Below are 19565 nucleotides of genomic sequence, written 5' to 3' on the forward strand. Positions count from 1 at the left end.
TTAACTGGTCGTACCACAACCAACAAATCAACGGAGAGCACGATGATGAAAACCAGTGTGCGCATTGGCGCTTTTGAAATCGACGACGCCGAGTTACATGGCGAGTCGCCAGGAGACCGAACGTTAACCATTCCGTGTAAATCTGATCCGGATTTATGTATGCAACTGGACGCCTGGGATGCCGACACCAGCGTCCCGGCTCTTCTGAACGGAGAACATTCGGTACTATTTCGCGAGCACTACGATCGTAAGTCAGATGCCTGGATCATGCGCCTTGCCTGATTCAAAAAGAACCCGTCGCCAGACGGGTTATTTCTTGCTTAATTTCCCTCATCTATCAACATCCTCTACACTACAGGTATGGCTTTACCATATGAGGATGGAATGTTCACGCTGGTTCTTTTTGTGTGCTACCTGGAGGGCGGTTGTGAAGATATCGTGGTGGATGTCTACAAAACTGAGCAGCAGTGCCTGATATCGATGGACGATCAGCGTATTCGTAACGGCGGATGTTTACCTGCAGATGACTATATTGACAGCTTCTGGCATCCGGCCCAGGAATACAGCGATTTTTGATTATTGCAGTTGCACCAGCGTTAATTCGCCGCCAAACACCGCACCGGTATCAATATAGTGCAGATTATCGCGATCCAGCCGTTGGCGCAGCGGCGTATGACCAAACCAAAAGTGATCCGCCCCGCGAATGCCGTTGCCTTTACTCATCAGCCTTGAGCGATCCCACAGCACCCGCCGTAAGTCGACCTCTTTTTGCCACTGATAATCTTCATCAGGGTAATCAGCGTGGGCAATAACATGTATGCCGTTCTGGCAACGCAGCTCCAGAATCCAGGGTAAATCCCGACACTCTTCAAGCGAGGATCTCGCCGCTGGCTGCTCCGCCTGTGCAAACCATGAACCACCATTCATAAACCAGTGGAAGGGCTCCCCCGTCGCCAGCGCGTCCAGCGCCATCTGTTCATGATTACCCCTGACCGCCACAATCCAGCTCTCACGTAGGAGTTTCAGGCAACGCAAACTATCAGGCCCACGGTCGATAACATCCCCCACCGAAACCAGCAGATCCTGCCACGGATCAAAACGGTGCTGGTGCAAGTGTGCCATCAACAATGAGAAACAGCCGTGGATATCTCCGACTACCCAGACGTGACGCCAGTGCGAACCTTCAATTCGTTGATAGATATTATCTGGTCGTCCCATGCCGCCTCCTGAGTTCAATGGTACCTGGTTATAATTTTAGCAATGGCGGCAAAAAAGCCTGGACGATCATGGGCCGGAGTATGGTATGGTTTACGAAGAATGTAACATGCGACACGCAGTGTTAAGCCCAGGATGGCAACGCATTCGCCACATAAAAAGAGACCGAATACGATTCCTGTATTCGGTCCAGGGAAATGGCTCTTGGGAGAGAGCCGTGCGCTAAAAGTTGGCATTAATGCAGGCTAAGTTACCCTGCTATTTAAGAATAGATGACAGCGCCAGGTTTTCCAGTCCGCGACTAAAGTGGCCGGAAAAAAAGGGCGATCGTCACGCATCCAAACGCTAAAACCGCAAGTTCTCCTGCGAGATCCTTGCGGTTTTTTATTGGAAATCAGAGCGCTACATCTGGCAATTAACAGAGCTTTTCTGCACGCTCCACAAACGGCGCCAGGCTCATTTTTTCACCCGGTTTCGCCGGGTCATCAATCTGGATAATCTCGATCGGCTTCGCCGTGGTTTTCCCGCTTTCTACTTGCTGTCTGGCGACATCATTCAACGGGTATTGCACCAGCGTACTGGGGTTGATGACATACAGTGCGTTTCCTGGACGGCAGGTCAGCATCACCTCTTCCCGATTAAACGCCCACTTATCTTTGCCAACCTCAAAACGGCTGACGGTAATGACCTGTGGCGCAGCCAGCGCGGCCCCAGAGCTTGCCAGTAGTAATAACGAGATAATGATTTTTTTCATGCGTTTCGCCAGTCCATCAATCAGAAAGGTTCGAGAGTGGCAAACAGGCTGACTATCGCCAGCACAACCGCCCCAATTCCCCATTCCAGCTTAGTCATCCAAATAAAATAGAGAGTCATACTGCGGTTATCCTGCCGCATGCGTGGTACCAAAACATACCGATTCGCCAGCGCAATCGCCACCATTAGCATCACCAGAGCACCTTTTAGCAAAAGCAGTTGCCCGTAAGCCATGTGCCAGGGAATGGAAAAACCGACAATAAACAGCGCATTCATGATACCAGTAAGTAAAACACCGATAACGAAAAGATGCCCAAAGCGGGAAAAGCGCATCATGGTACTGATGGCCTGTTCCTGCCAGCGGCTATGCGCCATTCGCATACAGTAAAGTACGGGCAGCAAACCGCCGAACCAGGCGGCAGCGCATACCAGATGCAGGGCGTGGTTAACCTGCTGGAATGCCCCAACGATACCGCTGTGCAGCGTCGCATGTCCGACGCCAGCTAGCAAAATAAACTGCGCAATCGTCAACATTAACAGCAGTCGCGGCATGTTGCGCGGGACCATAATTGTCACCACCAACGTAACCAGCGCGAGGATAATTTGCCATAGCCATACGCCACCAAACTGCGTTTGCAGCACGGCACCCCAAACGTCAGTAGAGGCAACATCCCGCCAGCCTGAGCCCATTAACCCCCCCTGGATCGCCAGCATCAGCGTCGCGCTGATGAAGCTCCACGCTGCGGCATGCTGTTGCAGACGCAAAAAACGACGCATCATTAAACGACGAACCGAAACGGGAGCCAGCCATGCGCCGTAAAGCGCACAGCCAAACACCAGCATCAGCGTGGTAAAATGGATAAAACGCAGTGCAACCCAGGTAAATGCCAGCATCGGTTATTTCACGCTAAAGGTATATTGCCCCTTTGTCTTATGACCATCCACGGAGACGACGTGCCAGTCGACCGTGTATTTCCCGGCCTCAAGCGTTTGAGCAAGCGGAACAATCAATTGCGTTTTATCCTGTTCACTGCGAGACGCCTTGCCCGTTTTGATCTGTTCTTTATTTGGGCCTGTCAGCGTTGCTCCGCTAAATCCGGGTTCCACGCCTTCAGAAAAATTCAGCGTCAACGCCTGAGGAGATGTCGTAACCTCAGCATTCGCAGCCGGGTTTTGTTTTGTCAGATGAGCATGCGCCAGGGCGGCGGGCGTTGCCAGCACGCTGGCGAGTACGATGAGAGCGTTGCGAAGCAGAGATGCAGATGAAGCCATTTCAACTATTCCTTTTTGTTATGTCTAATCTATAGAGAATAACCTTCTACAATGATCGAGTCGAGAATCATCATTTCGGTCTTGCCATTAATGCACACTCTTAGTAACTTTGCGCGCCGAAAGACAGAGAAAAGGAGAAGCCCATGAACATCAATCTGGCCAAACTTGAGCAGGCGGAGATGGATAAGGTCAATGTTGACCTGGCCGCTGCGGGTGTTGCGTTTAAGGAGCGATACAACATGCCCGTTGTTGCTGAAGTTGTTGAACGTGAACAGCCCGAACATTTACGCGGCTGGTTTCGCGAAAGGCTCATCGCGCACCGACTGGCATCCGTTTCCCTTTCCCGTTTACCTTACGAGCCTAAAGTTAAATAAAACTTATATTACGTTACGATTCCTTACATGATGGCTGCTACAGTATAAGTATATTCTTAATCTATACTTTAAGGATGATTGTAGACACTATGAAAAGGAAATCATTATGTCACACTGGAAAATCGCAGCAGCACAGTACGAACCTCTTCATACCTCAGTTACCGAGCATGTCGCACATCACCTGCAATTCATTCAGGCAGCCGCTCAATGCCAATGTGAATTGCTGGTATTCCCTTCCCTCTCCTTGTTAGGTTGTGTCGATGAACATGACGCGCTGCCTGCCCCACCCGATAAAGCGCTGTTAGAACCTCTCGCCCATGCCGCTGTGACTTATCGTATGACGATCATTGCAGGACTACCGGTGGAACATAACAACCGGTTCGTAAAAGGCATCGCGCTTTTCTCTCCCAGGATGACCTCGCCCTTAATGTTTCATCATAGTCACGGAGCCTGTATCGCCCGACAGCAAAATGCCATCAGCGTTGTGGATAGCCAGCCAGAAGGAAGCGATATCGACCCTGCTTACTCACTGTTCACCAGTTCTCAGTCCGTCAGTGAACCTGAGCTGCTCTCTTCTACATCTCGTCTACAGAGTTTCTCGCACAAGTTTGCCATTGCGGTATTAATGGCCAATGCGCGTGGCAGCAGCGCGTTATGGGATGAGCGCGGTCGATTGATTGTTCGCGCAGATAGCGGTTCTTTGCTCTTAACCGGTCAACGCACGCCACGGGGTTGGCAAGGTGATATCATTCCATTACGCTAGTCGTTTTGGGTCAGGAGCATGGTATGTTGCGCATAATAGATACAGAAACCTGTGGTCTGCAGGGAGGCATTGTTGAGATTGCTTCTGTCGACGTGGTTGACGGAAAAATAGTTAATCCAATGAGCCATCTGGTGCGTCCTGACCGCCCAATCAGCCCCCAGGCGATGGCAATCCATCGCATTACAGAAGCGATGGTGGCCGATAAACCGTGGATTGAAGATGTCATCCCGCAATATTACGGCAGCGAGTGGTACGTGGCGCACAATGCCAGCTTTGACCGCCGCGTATTACCCGACATGCCCGGAGAGTGGATTTGCACCATGAAACTCTCCCGGCGTTTGTGGCCAGGGATAAAATACAGCAACATGGCGCTGTATAAATCGCGCAAGCTGAGCGTCCAGACGCCAGCAGGCCTGCATCATCACCGCGCCCTGTACGATTGTTATATCACCGCCGCACTCCTGATCGACATTATGCAGACGTCAGGCTGGACAACAGAACAGATGGTGGATATTACCGGCCGCCCCGCATTACTGACCACTTTCACTTTTGGTAAGTACCGTGGAAAAGCGGTGTCAGAAGTGGCTGAACGCGATCCAGGCTATCTGCGTTGGTTATTTAATAACCTCGACAGCATGAGCCCGGAGCTGCGCTTAACGCTGAAACACTATCTGGATAACGCCTGAGTTTAGGCTTATCCAGGCAGTGTTCCCTGCGCCAGCCCAATCAAAAAAGCGTATTCCAGGGCCACGCCTTCGTAAGATTTATAACGTCCGGATTTACCGCCGTGCCCGGAATCCATATCTGTGCAGAGTAACAGCAGATGGTCGTCCGTTTTCAGCTCACGCAGTTTTGCCACCCATTTTGCCGGTTCCCAGTATTGCACCTGAGAGTCGTGCAAGCCCGTCGTTACCAGCAGATGCGGATAAGCCTGCGCGGTAACATTGTCATACGGACTGTAGCTTTTCATGTAGGTGTAATACTCTTCCTCCTGCGGATTACCCCACTCTTCAAACTCACCGGTCGTCAATGGAATTGACTCATCCAGCATTGTGGTGAGCACATCGACAAATGGCACCTGTGCAATGACGCCATGAAACAGTTCGGGGCGCTCATTGATGGCGACACCCATTAACATTCCTCCGGCGCTTCCCCCCATGCCATAACATAGCGAAGGTGCGCCATAGCCCATTTTTAGCAGTGCATCGCAGACGTCGAGGTAATCATTGAAGGTATTCTTCTTCTGCAGAAACTTACCGTCTTCGTACCATTGTTGCCCTAACTCACCGCCGCCACGCACATGGGCAATGGCATACACAAAGCCGCGATCCAGTAGGCTCAAGCGACTGCTGCTGAAATCGGCGTCCATGCTGGCGCCATACGAGCCATAGCCATAAACCAGTAACGGATTTTTCCCTTTCAGGAAGTACTTTTGATGGTAAACCAGCGAAACCGGAACCTCTGTACCATCACGCACAGTGATCCATAGGTGTTCGCTGCGATAGTTCGCCGCATCAAATCCGGGGACCTCCGTCTGCTTGAGCACGCGACGTTCCCCGGTGTCCATATCCAGTTCAAACAGCGTGTCCGGGGTGGTCATGGAGGAATAGCCATAACGCAGGCGCGATGTCTCCGGCTCAGGGTTATAGGCAAGCCAGGTCACATAAGCCGGATCGTCAAAGGCGATACCGACCACTTCACGCGTTTTACGATTGATCTGGCGTAGGCTGGTTAAGCCCCGCTGGCGCTCTTCCACCACCAACCAGTCTGTGAACAGCGTAAAGCCCTCCAGCATAATATTGTCGCGCGGCGGGATCAGCGCCTCCCAGGCTTGTTCATCACGTACCCGGGTGCGATACAGGCCGAAATTTTTACCCTTGCGGTTGGAACGCAAATAAAACGTATGCTGATAGTGATCGAGGCTGTACTCGTGATCTTTACGCCGAGCTAAAAATACCAACGGTTCGGCATCCGCCAGCTCCGCGTCAAGCAGCAAAACCTCACTTGTGGTCGCGCTGGCGACATGAATAACGACATAGTGTAACGATGTGGTTTTATGCAGGCTGACATAAAACATGTCATCAGCCTCTTCATATACCAGCTCATCCAGGGATGATGGCGAGCCGACAGTATGCCGCCAGACCTGATACGGGAGCAGAGTGGTTGCATGTTTGCGCACATAATAGAAGGTCTGCGAGTCATTCGCCCAGATCAGGTCCGGTTCAACGTTTTCCAGAACTTCCGGATACCAGTTCCCGCTTTGCAGATTGCGAAACCGCACACCATATTGCCGACGAGAAAGATAATCTTCGGCCAGCGCCATGATGGTGTTATCCGGAGATATCGCCAGCCCGCCCAGCGTATAAAACTCACTGTGGGCCGCACGCTGATTACCATCCAACAGCGTGTCCCATTCATCCCACTCTTCACTCAAGGCAGACTGACGCTGATAAATGGCATATTCGCACCCCGGTTCATAAATATGGCGGTAGCGATAACCATTCTTCACATAGGGGGCGGAAGCGTCCTGAGGCGGGATTCGGTCGATAATCTCTTTCAGGACGCGATCCTGCAAGGCCTGCTGCGAGGCCATAATCTGGCGGCCATACGCATTTTCTTGTTGCAGATAATTCAGCACTTCTGGCTGCGAGCGGGTGTCATCTCGCAGCCAGTAATAATTATCAACGCGGGTGTCGCCATGCTGAGTCATGGCGTGGGGAATACGAGAAGCTGTTGGTAGCATGTCATTGTTCTTTTGCTTAATCATCCTATAAGGGTGGCAAAAGACAGCAATGATGCAAGCGAAACATGCACCTTAGCGGTAAGTATTTAACCCGGTAAAGCCTGTTTTTGTTCCTTGAGATCCTGTTCAATGCCCTCACGAACATCCTGCGGGATCTTCAACGCATCGCCCAGCGCATTCAGATAACTACGCTCCATAAAGTGGTCGATATCGATCGCCGCACAGCTCAGGAAGTAAATTTCCAGCGCTTCTTCTTCATTGCGGATACCTTGCGCCAGGCGCTGAGGATCTAACGGTTGTTCGATGGCGCGCTCAATCAAAACGCGGCCCTGCTCTTCCACGCCCGCTTCACGGAGCTGCTGCTCAATAGCGCTACGTTCTTTGGCATCAATATGGCCATCGCTTTTTGCCGCAAAAACCAGCGCCAGAATCAGACGTTCGGTTCGCTCATCCAGCGGAGAGCTTTGTGCACCAAACTGCGGCTCATCCTGATGCGCTGCGCGGACTTTATCCTTGTATTTGTTCCATAACACAGTCCCGGCAACCGCACCGCCCCCCACCAGAAGTGCGCTGGTGCCGTATTTACTCAGTAATTTACGTGAAGATTTGTTGGCAACCAGTAATCCAGCCAGACCGCCTAACGCGCCCGGAACCAGAAGTTTACTCAGCCCTTGCTCGCCAGAAGATGACGCGGAGGATCCTTTTTGCCCAAGAAGAGATTGTAGTTGATTCAGCCAGTTAGCCATTTTGCCCCTCAAGTACAGACGAATAATCATCAAAGCGTACCCGAGGGGATGTCAGGAAGTGTCCTGGTCATCAAAAGATGTGCAAATACCTCCGTTACTGCGGCTGATATTCCGCCGTTCCGGCTTTGCAATCGACTTTTACCTGATAGTGAATATCCGCGCTTTTACCGCGAACCGTCAGAGGAACAGACCATTTACCGTCTTTGCCCGTAATATCGGGTGTGTTGACCCAGGCGACAGGATCGGCTTGCCCGACGCGTTTTTGATCGTCAGCCCAGCGCGCGATGCGATTTTGTTGATAATCACGTTTCACGCTCGCCGCAATACCCTTAGCGTCCAGTCCCTCACACTTAGGGAACTGGACATTTTTACTTTCCATATTTGCCGCAAATACAGATGCGCTGGCAGACAGCAGCAGCAGGCTCAACAACGCTCTTTTTTTATACATTCTTTTCTCCTTAAACTCCCCTTCGTCCTTCAGATTGCTTGTAGCAATGAGAAATGACGTCAGGGATTGCACAATGATTCAGGGAAAAGCATGGTACAAAACGTCAGGAGCGCAAGTCGTTTCAGGCAGCCTGAGTATCATCTTCACCGTGCGCGTCGTTTTCGACCGCCTGTGGCGATGGCAATTTGCCATTTTTCAGAATGGTGCTTAGTACATCTTTTTGCTCAGCCAGCCACAGGGAAAGCGCTTCGCGCTGCTCGTCTTCAAGCGCTACCGGCGATTGCTCCAGCCATGTGTCGAGCAAATCCGCTGTATCAAGCATTTTGTCATACGCATCGGCTTCCTTTTTGCTGGTAAACGACATTTTTTCCTCACCTTCCCGAATGACTACGTATTTAACTTCAACCGCCATTTTTGCAGCCTCTTAAATTACCTGTATTTATGTACAGTATATTCTTTTTGTGCCTCGAAATCAACCTGGTAATAAAGACAGACGCAAACGTTTTCGTTTATACTGCGCCCAGATAAAACAGGGGATTAATTTATGACGTTATTAGGCACAGCGCTGCGTCCCGCAGCAACGCGAGTGATGTTATTAGGTTCGGGTGAACTAGGTAAAGAGGTGGCAATTGAATGTCAACGCCTGGGTGTGGAAGTCATTGCCGTGGATCGTTACCCCGACGCACCAGCCATGCACGTTGCCCACCGCTCGTACGTAATCAACATGCTGGACGGCGAAGCATTACGCCAACTCGTAGAGCGTGAAAAACCACATTATATCGTGCCGGAAATCGAGGCGATTGCTACGGATATGCTGGTAAAACTGGAACAGGAAGGCCAGCGTGTCGTGCCGTGCGCCAGGGCTACGCAACTGACCATGAACCGCGAAGGGATCCGTCGACTCGCCGCCGAAGAATTGTCTCTACCAACCTCTTCTTACCGCTTTGCTGACAGCGAGGCCCGCTTTCGCGAAGCCGTCACTGAAATCGGCTATCCCTGCATCGTGAAACCAGTAATGAGTTCATCTGGTAAAGGACAGAGTTTTATCCGTTCAGCCGATCAGCTCACTACAGCCTGGGATTATGCTCAACAGGGTGGCCGGGCTGGTGCCGGGCGCGTTATCGTCGAAGGCGTAGTGAATTTTGATTTTGAAATCACCCTGCTTACCGTCAGTGCCGTTGATGGCGTGCATTTCTGCGCGCCGGTTGGACATCGTCAGGAGGATGGCGATTATCGTGAATCCTGGCAGCCACAGCAAATGAGTGAACTGGCACTGGCACGCGCGCAGGAGATTGCCCGTAAGGTGGTGCTGGCGCTGGGCGGCTACGGACTGTTTGGGGTCGAACTGTTCGTCTGCGGTGATGAGGTAATTTTCAGCGAAGTTTCCCCTCGCCCTCACGATACGGGTATGGTGACCTTAATTTCGCAGGATCTGTCCGAGTTTGCCCTGCACGTTCGCGCATTCCTCGGTCTGCCCGTTGGCGCAATCCGCCAGTATGGACCTTCAGCTTCCGCCGTTATTCTGCCGCAGCTTATCAGTCAGAATGTGACATTTGATAACGTTCAGGCCGCCGTGGGCGCAGGTATGCAAGTTAGATTCTTCGGCAAACCGGAAATCGACGGTAGCCGTCGTCTGGGCGTGGTGCTGACTACCGCGCAGAATATTGAGGACGCGGTGATTCGGGCAAAAAATGCGGCCGCACAGGTGAAGGTAAAAGGATAAAAAAACGGGCCGAATGGCCCGTTACAGACTCGCAGGCCCGGTAATGATTACCGGGCATTTTGCGCAATTACTGCTTCGCGCCTTCAACAGCCTCACGAGCTAGTTTGGTTATGCGATCGTAATCACCCGCTTCCAGCGCATCTGCCGGAACCAGCCAGGAACCGCCGATGCACAGTACGCTTTTCAGTGCCAGATAATCACGGTAATTCGCCGGAGAGATACCACCGGTTGGGCAGAAACGGACCTGTGAGAACGGACCCGCAATCGCCTGCAGCGCTTTAGTACCGCCGTTCGCTTCCGCCGGGAAGAATTTGAACTCTTTCAAACCGTAATCCATACCCAGCATCAGTTCAGAAACGGTGCTGATACCCGGGATTAACGGAATAGTGCCTTCGGTTGCGGCTTTCAGCAGCGGTTCGGTCAGGCCAGGGCTAATAGCAAATTGCGCCCCCGCTTCGGTAACTTCAGCCAGCTGTTGTGGATTCAGTACGGTACCCGCACCAACGATAGCGTCCGGAACTTCTTTGGCGATCGCGCGAATGGCATCCATCGCACATGCGGTACGTAAGGTCACTTCCAGAACGCGCACGCCCCCTGCAACCAGCGCTTTTGCCATTGGCACCGCGTGCTCCAGTTTATTAACCACGATAACCGGTACAACCGGGCCAGTGGTCAGGATTGCTTCTGCACTTGTCTTCCAGTTTTTCATCAGAGTTTTCTCTCGCCTGATTACAAAATAAGTCTTAAAAAGTGATACAGGTTGCGCCCTGCTCCGCACCGGACAGCTTTTCACGCAACGCGCTGAACATTTCACGGCCAGTACCCACGCGCGATGCGCTGAGGTCAGGAATGTGAGGCTGACGAGAAGCAAGTTCCTCTTCATCAACCAGCAGCGTTAATTCACCTGTCTGTCCATTCACACGAATGATGTCGCCATCGCGTACTTTTGCCAGCAGCCCGCCATCATAGGCTTCCGGAGTTACATGGATTGCTGAAGGCACTTTACCTGAAGCACCTGAAAGTCGTCCATCAGTAACTAACGCTATTTTGAAACAACGGTCCAATAATACACCAAGTGGCGGCATGAGTTTATGTAATTCTGGCATTCCGTTCGCTTTTGGTCCCTGATGACGCACAACCACCACGCAATCCCGGTCAAGCAGACCCGCATCAAACGCCGGTAACACATCGTGCTGACTTTCAAAGACAACCGCCGGTGCTTCGATGATCTGGTTTTCTACCGGAACCGCCGATGTTTTCATCACCGCTCGGCCAAGGTTTCCGCTCAGCACTTTGGTGCCGCCATGATGAGAGAAAGGTTGGTCAAAGGTGGCAATCACGTTGCTGTCCAGCGACTTCGCCGCCCCTTCACGCCAGTCCAGTTCACCATTGTTAAGCCACGGCTCCATGGTGTAGCGTGATAAACCGAATCCAGCGACGGTGTTCACATCTTCATGCAGCAGACCCGCGTTAAGCAGCTCACGCATTAATACCGGTACCCCACCCGCCGCCTGGAAGTGGTTAATGTCCGCCGGTCCATTCGGGTACAGACGCGCCATCAGCGGCACGATATCGGACAGATCGGAGAAGTCGTCCCAGTTAATGAGAATACCGGCTGCGCGCGCCATGGCCACCAGGTGCATCGTATGGTTGGTTGAGCCCCCGGTCGCCAGCAGCGCGACAATCCCGTTCACTACCACTTTTTCATCGATCATTTTACCGATCGGCATCCATTCATTGCCGTTGCCGGTCAGGCGCGTCACCTGACGGGCTGCTGCTGCGGTCAGCGCTTCACGCAGCGGCGCATCTGGGTGCACAAATGAGGAGCCTGGCAATTGCATCCCCATAAACTCCACCACCATCTGGTTGGTATTTGCTGTGCCGTAGAACGTACAGGTTCCCGGTGCGTGATAAGACGCCGCCTCGGATTCAAGAAGCGCCATACGATCGACTTTACCTTCAGCATACAGCTGACGGATACGCACTTTTTCTTTGTTCGCCAGACCGCTAGCCATCGGACCGGAAGGGATAAATATTGAAGGCAGATGCCCAAATGACAGTGCCGCCATCACCAGACCTGGAACAATTTTGTCGCACACGCCGAGGAACAACGCGCCGTCGAACATATTGTGGGAAAGGCCCACCGCAGCCGACATCGCAATCACTTCACGACTCAGCAGGGACAGTTCCATCCCATCCTGTCCCTGGGTCACACCATCACACATAGCCGGCACACCGCCTGCGACCTGGCCTACCGCATTGGCTTCATGCAGCGCTTTACGAATGATGGCCGGATAGTGTTCATACGGTTGATGCGCGGAAAGCATGTCGTTATAGGAGGTAATAATCGCGATATTGTTACGCAGCATGCTTTTCAGCGAAGCTTTGTCGTCCGGCTGACACGCGGCAAAACCATGGGCAAGGTTACCGCATGCCAGCTGTGAGCGATGAACGGTAGTTGATTTCGCTTGTTCAATACGGGCGAGGTAGGCGGAACGTGTGTCACGAGAACGTTCGACGATACGTTGTGTTACGCGTAACAAATTCGGATTCATAGAGGCTCCTGAAATTTATCTGTCAGAGCGTTGGATTAACAATGTGATTCAGATGGGTTAAAAACAGCTGAATCGCTTGTTAGCCGTAGCTCAAGGGCAAAATCGTTTCAGGCAGTGTAATAAAAAAAGCCCCGCGGGTGAATCCACGCGGAGCTTAAAAGTGCAAAAATTATTCTACAATCTGTGTTAGATCATGTTACCGGTAAAATAATACCAATGGGCTAGATGACATTTTACTCGAATTCGTTCCAGGAACGACCATCACGGGTGATCATGGCCACAGAAGCAACCGGTCCCCAGGTACCTGCCTGATACGGCTTCGGCGCGTCATTGTCCATCGCCCAGGCTTCAGTAATCGAGTCGACCCACTTCCATGCTTCTTCAACTTCATCACGACGCACAAACAGCGCCTGGATACCACGCATCGTCTCGAGCAGCAGGCGCTCATAGGCATCAGCAAGGTGCGTCTGATTGAAGGTTTCGGAATAGCTCAGATCAAGCTTGGTAATTTGCAGATTATGTTTATGATCCAGACCAGGCACTTTGTTAAGTACCTGGATATCAACACCTTCATCAGGCTGCAAACGAATGGTCAGCTTGTTCTGCGGCAGATCCTGCCAGGACTCTCTGAACAGATTCAGCCCAGGCGTTTTGAAGTAAACCACGACTTCTGAGCACTTCGTCGGTAAACGTTTACCGGTACGCAGATAGAACGGAACGCCCGCCCAGCGCCAGTTATCGATATCCACACGGATCGCCACAAACGTTTCCGTATTGCTGCTCTTGTTCGCGCCTTCTTCTTCCAGGTATCCCGGCACTTTTTTGCCCTGGGCAAAGCCTGCGGTGTACTGACCGCGAACCGTTTTTTCACGTACGTTCGAACGATCGATGCGACGCAGCGATTTCAGCACCTTCACTTTTTCGTCACGGATGCTGTCGGCGCTCAGATCGGACGGCGGAGACATCGCGATCATGCACAGAATTTGTAGCAGGTGGTTCTGAATCATGTCGCGCATTTGACCTGCCTGGTCAAAATAGCCCCAGCGACCTTCAATACCGACTTCTTCAGCCACGGTAATTTCTACGTGATCAATAGTGCGGTTATCCCAGTTGTTCACAAACAGGGAGTTAGCAAAACGCAGTGCCAGCAGGTTCAGAACCGTCTCTTTGCCGAGATAGTGGTCAATACGATAAACCTGACACTCTTCGAAGTACTCGCCAACCTGATCGTTGATCTCCCTGGATGTCGCCAGCGACGTGCCCAGCGGTTTTTCCATCACCACGCGGGCGGGTTTAGCATTCAGCTTTGCTTCACCCAGGCCTTTGCAGATCGCGCCAAAGGTGCTCGGCGGCATCGCAAAATAGTTAATGGTGGTACGCGATTTTTGATCCAGCATTTTGCCCAGACGTTTGAACGCGGCAGTGTCATTGACGTCCAGATTACAAAACTCCAGACGACCACTGAGGGTTTCCCATAAACCTTCATCGATCTTTTCTTTCATGAAGGTTTCGAGCGCTTCGCGCACAACCTTGGTATAGGCTGCTTTGTCCCAGTCGGCACGCCCTACCCCGATGATACGGGTTTCCGGGTTAATCTGACCGGCCTTTTCCAGTTGATACAGGGAAGGCAGCAATTTCCGCCGCGCCAGGTCGCCCTTCGCGCCGAAAATGACCAGGTCACATGCCTGGGCTGTTTGCGTTACCGCCATGTCATTCTCCTCAATTAAGTACCTGGTGCTTCTGCCAGACACTGGTTGTAATTTTATTACAGTGCACTGTACTGCTTTTACGTGAATCCGGAAACCGTAAACGCTTATCCAGCCGTGCTGTTACCGCGAACAGACGCTTAATTGTCGTTTACCGCAGCAAAATGGACAAAAAAGTCGCCTTTTTTCGTACCCATGACGAAGTAAGAAAACCAGACTCCGATCATGTAATGAAAAAAAACAACAACTATCCTGTCCATTTTGCCCCGTTGCCGCATCAGCAGGGGTAATATCTATACACTGAATTATGCCCCGATTTCCCCTTATTGCTGAAATCGTTTTGTCCATGACCCATGAGTCTACCTACATCATGAATATGCTGGAAAAAATCCAGTTAAAACTGGAACATTTGAGCAAGTCAGAGCGTAAAGTCGCCGATATCATTATTGCCTTTCCCGAGCGGGCAATCCATTCGAGCATCGCCGCGCTTGCCGCTGAGGCCGATGTCAGCGAGCCGACGGTTAACCGTTTCTGTCGCAGTATGGACACACGCGGCTTCCCTGATTTTAAACTGCATCTGGCGCAAAGTCTGGCCAATGGCACTCCTTATGTTAATCGCAATGTGGATGAGGATGACAGCGTAGAATCTTACACGGGGAAAATCTTCGAGTCAGCGATGGCAAGTCTCGACCACGTCCGCCAGTCGCTGGATAACGCGGCGGTAAACCGGGCGGTAGATTTGTTAACCCAGGCGAAAAAAATTGCCTTCTTTGGCCTGGGTTCTTCCGCTGCAGTCGCGCATGACGCGATGAATAAATTTTTCCGATTTAACGTACCGGTAATCTATTCCGACGATATTGTTCTGCAACGCATGAGCTGTATGAATTGTAGCGACGACGACGTCATTGTGCTTATTTCTCACACCGGAAGAACCAAAAGTCTGGTTGAGCTGGCGCAGTTGGCCAGGGAAAACGACGCGATGGTTATCGCCCTCACATCTCCCGGCACGCCGCTGGCGCGTGAAGCAACGCTGGCAATTACCCTCGATGTACCGGAAGATACTGACATTTATATGCCCATGGTCTCTCGACTTGCTCAACTGACCGTGATAGATGTGCTGGCTACAGGATTTACTTTGCGCCGTGGGGCAAAATTTAGAGATAACTTGAAGCGTGTCAAGGAAGCGCTCAAGGAATCGCGTTTTGATAAAGAATTACTCATCAAGAGTGATGACCGCTAAAAGCAATAACAATGTTCTACCCTTTTATCATCCGGGTTGTTCATTTTACCGTTAATGTTTGAGAACGGCCGGATTAATGTTCACGCAACACCAAGTTGTTTCAGTCAACGGAGTATTACATGTCCAGAAGGCTTCGCAGAACCAAAATCGTTACCACGTTAGGCCCGGCAACTGACCGCGATAACAACCTTGAAAAGATTATCGCCGCGGGTGCGAACGTTGTACGTATGAACTTTTCTCACGGCTCTCCAGAAGATCACAAATTGCGGGCGGATAAGGTCCGTGAAATTGCCGCAAAACTGGGACGTCATGTAGCTATATTGGGTGACCTGCAGGGACCTAAAATCCGCGTTTCTACCTTTAAAGAAGGTAAAGTATTCCTTAATGTTGGCGACAAGTTTCTGTTAGACGCCAACCTTGGCAAAGGCGAAGGCGACAAAGAAAAAGTCGGCATTGATTATAAAGGGCTGCCTGCTGACGTCGTGCCTGGTGATATCCTGCTGCTTGATGACGGTCGCGTTCAGCTCAAGGTGCTCGAAGTTCAGGGCATGAAAGTCTTCACCGAAGTGACCGTTGGTGGCCCGCTGTCTAATAACAAGGGCATCAACAAACTGGGCGGCGGCCTCTCTGCTGAAGCTCTGACCGAAAAAGACAAAGCCGACATTATCACCGCCGCGCAAATCAGCGTTGACTATCTGGCCGTCTCCTTCCCACGCTGCGGCGAGGATCTGAACTATGCCCGCCGTCTGGCGCGCGACGCTGGCTGCGATGCGAAAATCGTCGCCAAAGTAGAACGTGCAGAAGCCGTCTGCGACCAGAATGCGATGGATGACATCATTCTGGCTTCCGACGTAGTAATGGTGGCGCGTGGCGACCTGGGCGTTGAAATTGGCGATCCTGAGCTGGTAGGCATTCAGAAAGCATTAATTCGTCGCGCGCGTCAGCTGAATCGGGCAGTTATCACCGCTACCCAGATGATGGAGTCGATGATCACCAACCCAATGCCGACCCGTGCAGAAGTAATGGACGTGGCGAACGCCGTCCTTGATGGTACCGATGCCGTTATGCTCTCTGCAGAAACAGCAGCAGGTCAGTATCCGGCGGAAACCGTCGCGGCAATGGCCCGCGTTTGTCTGGGCGCGGAGAAAATCCCAAGCATCAATGTCTCTAAACACCGCCTTGACGTGCAGTTTGATAACGTTGAAGAAGCCATTGCTATGTCAGCGATGTACGCCGCTAACCACCTTAAAGGGGTTACCGCTATCATCGCGATGACGGAATCTGGTCGTACCGCGCTGATGACTTCTCGTATCAGCTCTGGTCTGCCGATTTTCGCGATGTCTCGTCATGAGCGTACGCTGAATCTGACCTCCCTGTACCGCGGCGTCACCCCGGTTCACTTCGACAGCGAAACAGACGGTGTCGTTGCTGCTAATGAAGCGGTGAACTTGCTGCGCGATAAAGGCTATCTGGTTTCGGGTGATCTGGTGATCGTGACCCAGGGCGATGTGATGAGCACTATAGGCTCAACTAATACCACACGTATTCTGACCGTAGAATAAGTGGCTCAAATATAAAAAAGCCTCTCGTTTGAGAGGCTTTTTTTTTATTTCTTCGGATAGAGATCTTTGCGCTTATAGGGCTCAATTTCGCCAGGTTTACGTGTCTTAAGCAGTTTCAAAATCCAGGTGTATTGTTCGACATGTGGCGTGACAAAAATCTCCACCTCTTCGTTCATTCGTCTGGCAATGGTGTGGTCATCCGCGGTCAGGATGTCATCCATCGGTGGACGAACATGAATCGTCAGCCGATGCGTTTTACCATCGTACACCGGAAACAGTGGCACGACGCGGGCGTGACAGACCTTCATCAGGCGACCAATCGCCGGCAACGTGGCTTTATAGGTAGCAAAAAAATCGACAAACTCGCTATGCTCAGGACCATGATCCTGATCCGGCAGATAGTAACCCCAATATCCCTGACGCACGGACTGGATAAATGGTTTGATGCCATCATTTCGCGCATGCAAACGACCACCAAAGCGTCGGCGCACCGTGTTCCAGACATAATCGAATACCGGATTTCCCTGGTTGTGAAACATCGCAGCCATTTTCTGACCCTGGGACGCCATCAACATCGCCGGGATATCTACGCCCCAACCATGAGGAACCAGAAAGATCACCTTTTCATCGTTGCGACGCATCTCTTCAATGATTTCCAGCCCCTGCCAGTCAACCCGATTCTGAATTTTCTCCGGGCCACGTATCGCCAGTTCTGCCATCATGACCATCGCCTGAGGCGCAGTTGCATACATCTCATCAACAATGGCTTGACGCTCAGCTTCGCTACGTTCAGGAAAGCAGAGAGATAAATTGATCAATGCTCTGCGACGCGAGCTTTTTCCCAGTCTTCCGGCAAGCCGTCCGAGCTTTGCCAGAATAGGATCACGAAATGATGCTGGCGTTAACGCAATGCCAGCTATCGCCGCCACACCCAGCCAGGCGCCCCAGTAGCGCGGATGGCGAAATGATTTGTGAAACTCAGGGATATACTCAATATTCTTTTTTTTCGTTTCCATGCTCTTCCAGTGTCTGGTGCCGCGAAAAGTAAATCTGCTGATAGTGTAGCGGCGCACCGTGCGCCGTACAAAATAAAAAAGCCGGCACGCTATGCGTACCGGCTTTTTCAGTGTAGTAATTAATCGAAACGCAACTGAGGCACAACCTCTTTCACCTGAGCCAGGTAATCGGTACGATCTGAACCGGTCAGCCCTTCTGTACGCGGCAGTTTCGCCGTCAGCGGGTTAACAGCCTGTTGGTTAACCCAAACTTCGTAGTGCAGATGCGGACCCGTTGAACGCCCCGTATTGCCTGACAGTGCGATACGATCGCCACGTTTCACTTTTTGTCCTGGTTTGACCAACAGCTTACGTAAGTGCATATAGCGCGTGGTATAGGTGCGACCATGACGCACGGCAACATAATATCCGGCTGCACCACTGCGTTTGGCCACCACCACTTCGCCATCACCTACCGACAGCACCGGCGTCCCTTGCGGCATCGCAAAGTCGACGCCTTTGTGCGGCGCAACGCGCCCTGTCACCGGGTTCAGGCGACGCGGGTTAAAGTTTGAGGAGATGCGGAACTGCTTCGCCGTAGGGAAACGCATGAAACCTTTCGCCAGACCGGTACCGTTGCGATCATAAAATTTACCGTCTTCCGCACGGATGGCGTAATAATCTTTGCCTTCAGAACGTAAACGCACGCCCAGCAGCTGGCTTTGCTCACGTTTACCGTCAAGCATTTCGCGCGACATCAGTACCGAGAACTCATCGCCTTTTTTCAGCTTGCGGAAATCCATCTGCCACTGCATGGCCTTAATGACTGCGCTGATTTCAGAGCTGGTCAGCCCGGCTTCTTTGGCGCTGGCGACGAAACTTCCGCCCACCGTGCCTTTGATTCGGCTGTTAACCCAATCGCCCTGCTGCATTTCACTGCTCATTTTGAAACCCGTCGCGGTGCGATCGTAAGTACGGGTTTCGCGGCGGGAAACTTCCCAGGTCAGACGCTGCAACTCACCTTCTGCGCTTAACGTCCAGGAAAGCTGCTGACCAATTTTCAGGTTTCGCAGTTCTTTGTCGGACGCTGCGAGCTGGCTGATGTCTCCCATATCGATGCCGTACTGATTCAGAATGCTGCTCAGCGTATCACCCGTGGAGACGACATACTCATGCACGCCAGCTTCACCAGACGTTTTGTCATCCAGTTCATCCTGCGGGATTGCTTCGTCTTCCTGAGCGGCCTGGTCGATAGGTTCACTGGCCTCAGGCAACAACGAGCGAATCTCGCTTTTTTCCAGCTCGATTGTTTTGACGATGGGGGCAGAATCGGGATGGTAAACATAGGGTCGCCAGACGGCGACAGCCAATGTCAGTACGGTAAGCGACCCCAGCATAACGCGATGGGGTCGCGGCAGATTATTAAATGCCAGAGCGACAGAGCGGGCTATCTGTTGCACGTATTCACTT

The 19565-nt window shown here is 51.9% G+C and carries 21 protein-coding genes; 8 read left to right on the forward strand and 13 right to left on the reverse strand.

Annotated elements, in window-relative coordinates; genetic code table 11:
• Positions 1-45: 45 nt before the first annotated feature.
• Positions 46-282 carry a YebV family protein gene (locus OGY15_RS15085; protein WP_029139506.1) on the forward strand — a complete coding sequence of 79 codons (237 nt, stop codon included), beginning with the start codon at positions 46-48 and terminating at the stop codon, positions 280-282.
• Positions 283-384: 102 nt separating this feature from the next.
• Complete coding sequence (locus OGY15_RS15090) at positions 385-576, forward strand: YdfD/YebW family protein (protein WP_151219473.1); 192 nt, start codon at positions 385-387, stop codon at positions 574-576.
• On the opposite strand, the gene pphA is transcribed toward OGY15_RS15090, so the two are convergent.
• The 4 genes from pphA to yobA all read right to left on the reverse strand — a co-directional run bounded on the left by pphA (position 577) and on the right by yobA (position 3240).
• Complete coding sequence (gene pphA, locus OGY15_RS15095) at positions 577-1218, reverse strand: protein-serine/threonine phosphatase (RefSeq protein ID WP_151219474.1); 642 nt, start codon at positions 1216-1218, stop codon at positions 577-579. It abuts the gene before it with no gap.
• Positions 1219-1630: 412 nt separating this feature from the next.
• Positions 1631-1969 (reverse strand): YebY family protein, encoded by a 339-nt coding sequence (locus tag OGY15_RS15100; RefSeq protein ID WP_003833793.1) that lies wholly within the window; start codon positions 1967-1969, stop codon positions 1631-1633.
• 20 nt (positions 1970-1989) lie between these two features.
• A complete protein-coding gene (gene copD / locus OGY15_RS15105) occupies positions 1990-2862 on the reverse strand; it encodes a copper homeostasis membrane protein CopD (RefSeq protein WP_286539863.1) in 873 nt (290 codons plus the stop codon).
• A gap of 3 nt (positions 2863-2865) precedes the next feature.
• Positions 2866-3240: a CopC domain-containing protein YobA gene (yobA, locus tag OGY15_RS15110; protein WP_151219475.1), complete on the reverse strand. Its 375-nt coding sequence runs from the start codon at positions 3238-3240 to the stop codon at positions 2866-2868.
• A gap of 143 nt (positions 3241-3383) precedes the next feature.
• On the opposite strand from yobA, the gene OGY15_RS15115 reads away from it, so the two are divergent.
• From OGY15_RS15115 to exoX, 3 genes are all read left to right on the forward strand, one after another.
• Entirely contained in the window at positions 3384-3614 is a 231-nt protein-coding gene (locus tag OGY15_RS15115; RefSeq protein WP_114682575.1) for a DNA polymerase III subunit theta, read from the forward strand.
• A gap of 106 nt (positions 3615-3720) precedes the next feature.
• A complete protein-coding gene (locus OGY15_RS15120) occupies positions 3721-4377 on the forward strand; it encodes a nitrilase-related carbon-nitrogen hydrolase (RefSeq protein WP_151219476.1) in 657 nt (218 codons plus the stop codon).
• 23 nt (positions 4378-4400) lie between these two features.
• Positions 4401-5063: an exodeoxyribonuclease X gene (exoX, locus tag OGY15_RS15125; protein ID WP_286539867.1), complete on the forward strand. Its 663-nt coding sequence runs from the start codon at positions 4401-4403 to the stop codon at positions 5061-5063.
• 8 nt (positions 5064-5071) lie between these two features.
• Here the strand turns inward: exoX and ptrB are convergent, their stop codons facing one another.
• From ptrB to yebG, 4 genes are all read right to left on the reverse strand, one after another.
• Positions 5072-7120 (reverse strand): oligopeptidase B, encoded by a 2049-nt coding sequence (gene ptrB, locus OGY15_RS15130; protein ID WP_187258831.1) that lies wholly within the window; start codon positions 7118-7120, stop codon positions 5072-5074.
• A gap of 86 nt (positions 7121-7206) precedes the next feature.
• A complete protein-coding gene (locus OGY15_RS15135; protein ID WP_061068073.1) occupies positions 7207-7866 on the reverse strand; it encodes a tellurite resistance TerB family protein in 660 nt (219 codons plus the stop codon).
• Between the two features lie 94 nt (positions 7867-7960).
• Positions 7961-8314, reverse strand: a complete 354-nt coding sequence (gene yebF / locus OGY15_RS15140; RefSeq protein ID WP_151219480.1) for a protein YebF — start codon at positions 8312-8314, stop codon at positions 7961-7963.
• Between the two features lie 121 nt (positions 8315-8435).
• A complete protein-coding gene (yebG, locus tag OGY15_RS15145; RefSeq protein WP_151219481.1) occupies positions 8436-8726 on the reverse strand; it encodes a DNA damage-inducible protein YebG in 291 nt (96 codons plus the stop codon).
• A 132-nt stretch (positions 8727-8858) separates the two neighbouring features.
• Here yebG and purT point away from each other — a divergent pair, with 132 nt between their 5' ends.
• Positions 8859-10037: a formate-dependent phosphoribosylglycinamide formyltransferase gene (purT, locus tag OGY15_RS15150; protein ID WP_286539872.1), complete on the forward strand. Its 1179-nt coding sequence runs from the start codon at positions 8859-8861 to the stop codon at positions 10035-10037.
• Between the two features lie 67 nt (positions 10038-10104).
• Here purT and kdgA read toward each other — a convergent pair whose 3' ends face one another.
• From kdgA to zwf, 3 genes are all read right to left on the reverse strand, one after another.
• Complete coding sequence (gene kdgA, locus OGY15_RS15155; protein ID WP_003034901.1) at positions 10105-10746, reverse strand: bifunctional 4-hydroxy-2-oxoglutarate aldolase/2-dehydro-3-deoxy-phosphogluconate aldolase; 642 nt, start codon at positions 10744-10746, stop codon at positions 10105-10107.
• Positions 10747-10780: 34 nt separating this feature from the next.
• Positions 10781-12592 carry a phosphogluconate dehydratase gene (gene edd / locus OGY15_RS15160; RefSeq protein ID WP_151219483.1) on the reverse strand — a complete coding sequence of 604 codons (1812 nt, stop codon included), beginning with the start codon at positions 12590-12592 and terminating at the stop codon, positions 10781-10783.
• 233 nt (positions 12593-12825) lie between these two features.
• On the reverse strand, positions 12826-14301 hold the full coding sequence (gene zwf, locus OGY15_RS15165; RefSeq protein WP_187252270.1) for a glucose-6-phosphate dehydrogenase: 1476 nt from the start codon (positions 14299-14301) through the stop codon (positions 12826-12828).
• A 367-nt stretch (positions 14302-14668) separates the two neighbouring features.
• Between zwf and OGY15_RS15170 the strand changes: the two genes are divergently transcribed.
• A complete protein-coding gene (locus tag OGY15_RS15170) occupies positions 14669-15538 on the forward strand; it encodes a MurR/RpiR family transcriptional regulator (protein WP_286540069.1) in 870 nt (289 codons plus the stop codon).
• Between the two features lie 119 nt (positions 15539-15657).
• A complete protein-coding gene (gene pyk / locus OGY15_RS15175; RefSeq protein WP_003034890.1) occupies positions 15658-17100 on the forward strand; it encodes a pyruvate kinase in 1443 nt (480 codons plus the stop codon).
• 44 nt (positions 17101-17144) lie between these two features.
• Here the strand turns inward: pyk and lpxM are convergent, their stop codons facing one another.
• Together lpxM and mepM are read right to left on the reverse strand one after the other, a co-directional pair.
• A complete protein-coding gene (gene lpxM, locus OGY15_RS15180; protein ID WP_187252269.1) occupies positions 17145-18116 on the reverse strand; it encodes a lauroyl-Kdo(2)-lipid IV(A) myristoyltransferase in 972 nt (323 codons plus the stop codon).
• Positions 18117-18235: 119 nt separating this feature from the next.
• On the reverse strand, positions 18236-19555 hold the full coding sequence (mepM, locus tag OGY15_RS15185) for a murein DD-endopeptidase MepM (protein ID WP_151219485.1): 1320 nt from the start codon (positions 19553-19555) through the stop codon (positions 18236-18238).
• Positions 19556-19565: the final 10 nt, after the last annotated feature.

Source organism: Citrobacter sp. Cu231, assembly GCF_030332265.1.
GTDB lineage: Bacteria > Pseudomonadota > Gammaproteobacteria > Enterobacterales > Enterobacteriaceae > Citrobacter > Citrobacter meridianamericanus.

Bases quoted from the DNA above. Each gene is read 5' to 3' on its own strand.
- OGY15_RS15085 (WP_029139506.1), top strand. From the start codon at position 46: ATGAAAACCAGTGTGCGCATTGGCGCTTTTGAAATCGACGACGCCGAG.
- OGY15_RS15090 (WP_151219473.1), top strand. From the start codon at position 385: ATGTTCACGCTGGTTCTTTTTGTGTGCTACCTGGAGGGCGGTTGTGAA.
- pphA (WP_151219474.1), bottom strand. From the start codon at position 1,218: ATGGGACGACCAGATAATATCTATCAACGAATTGAAGGTTCGCACTGG.
- OGY15_RS15100 (WP_003833793.1), bottom strand. From the start codon at position 1,969: ATGAAAAAAATCATTATCTCGTTATTACTACTGGCAAGCTCTGGGGCC.
- copD (WP_286539863.1), bottom strand. From the start codon at position 2,862: ATGCTGGCATTTACCTGGGTTGCACTGCGTTTTATCCATTTTACCACG.
- yobA (WP_151219475.1), bottom strand. From the start codon at position 3,240: ATGGCTTCATCTGCATCTCTGCTTCGCAACGCTCTCATCGTACTCGCC.
- OGY15_RS15115 (WP_114682575.1), top strand. From the start codon at position 3,384: ATGAACATCAATCTGGCCAAACTTGAGCAGGCGGAGATGGATAAGGTC.
- OGY15_RS15120 (WP_151219476.1), top strand. From the start codon at position 3,721: ATGTCACACTGGAAAATCGCAGCAGCACAGTACGAACCTCTTCATACC.
- exoX (WP_286539867.1), top strand. From the start codon at position 4,401: ATGTTGCGCATAATAGATACAGAAACCTGTGGTCTGCAGGGAGGCATT.
- ptrB (WP_187258831.1), bottom strand. From the start codon at position 7,120: ATGCTACCAACAGCTTCTCGTATTCCCCACGCCATGACTCAGCATGGC.
- OGY15_RS15135 (WP_061068073.1), bottom strand. From the start codon at position 7,866: ATGGCTAACTGGCTGAATCAACTACAATCTCTTCTTGGGCAAAAAGGA.
- yebF (WP_151219480.1), bottom strand. From the start codon at position 8,314: ATGTATAAAAAAAGAGCGTTGTTGAGCCTGCTGCTGCTGTCTGCCAGC.
- yebG (WP_151219481.1), bottom strand. From the start codon at position 8,726: ATGGCGGTTGAAGTTAAATACGTAGTCATTCGGGAAGGTGAGGAAAAA.
- purT (WP_286539872.1), top strand. From the start codon at position 8,859: ATGACGTTATTAGGCACAGCGCTGCGTCCCGCAGCAACGCGAGTGATG.
- kdgA (WP_003034901.1), bottom strand. From the start codon at position 10,746: ATGAAAAACTGGAAGACAAGTGCAGAAGCAATCCTGACCACTGGCCCG.
- edd (WP_151219483.1), bottom strand. From the start codon at position 12,592: ATGAATCCGAATTTGTTACGCGTAACACAACGTATCGTCGAACGTTCT.
- zwf (WP_187252270.1), bottom strand. From the start codon at position 14,301: ATGGCGGTAACGCAAACAGCCCAGGCATGTGACCTGGTCATTTTCGGC.
- OGY15_RS15170 (WP_286540069.1), top strand. From the start codon at position 14,669: ATGAATATGCTGGAAAAAATCCAGTTAAAACTGGAACATTTGAGCAAG.
- pyk (WP_003034890.1), top strand. From the start codon at position 15,658: ATGTCCAGAAGGCTTCGCAGAACCAAAATCGTTACCACGTTAGGCCCG.
- lpxM (WP_187252269.1), bottom strand. From the start codon at position 18,116: ATGGAAACGAAAAAAAAGAATATTGAGTATATCCCTGAGTTTCACAAA.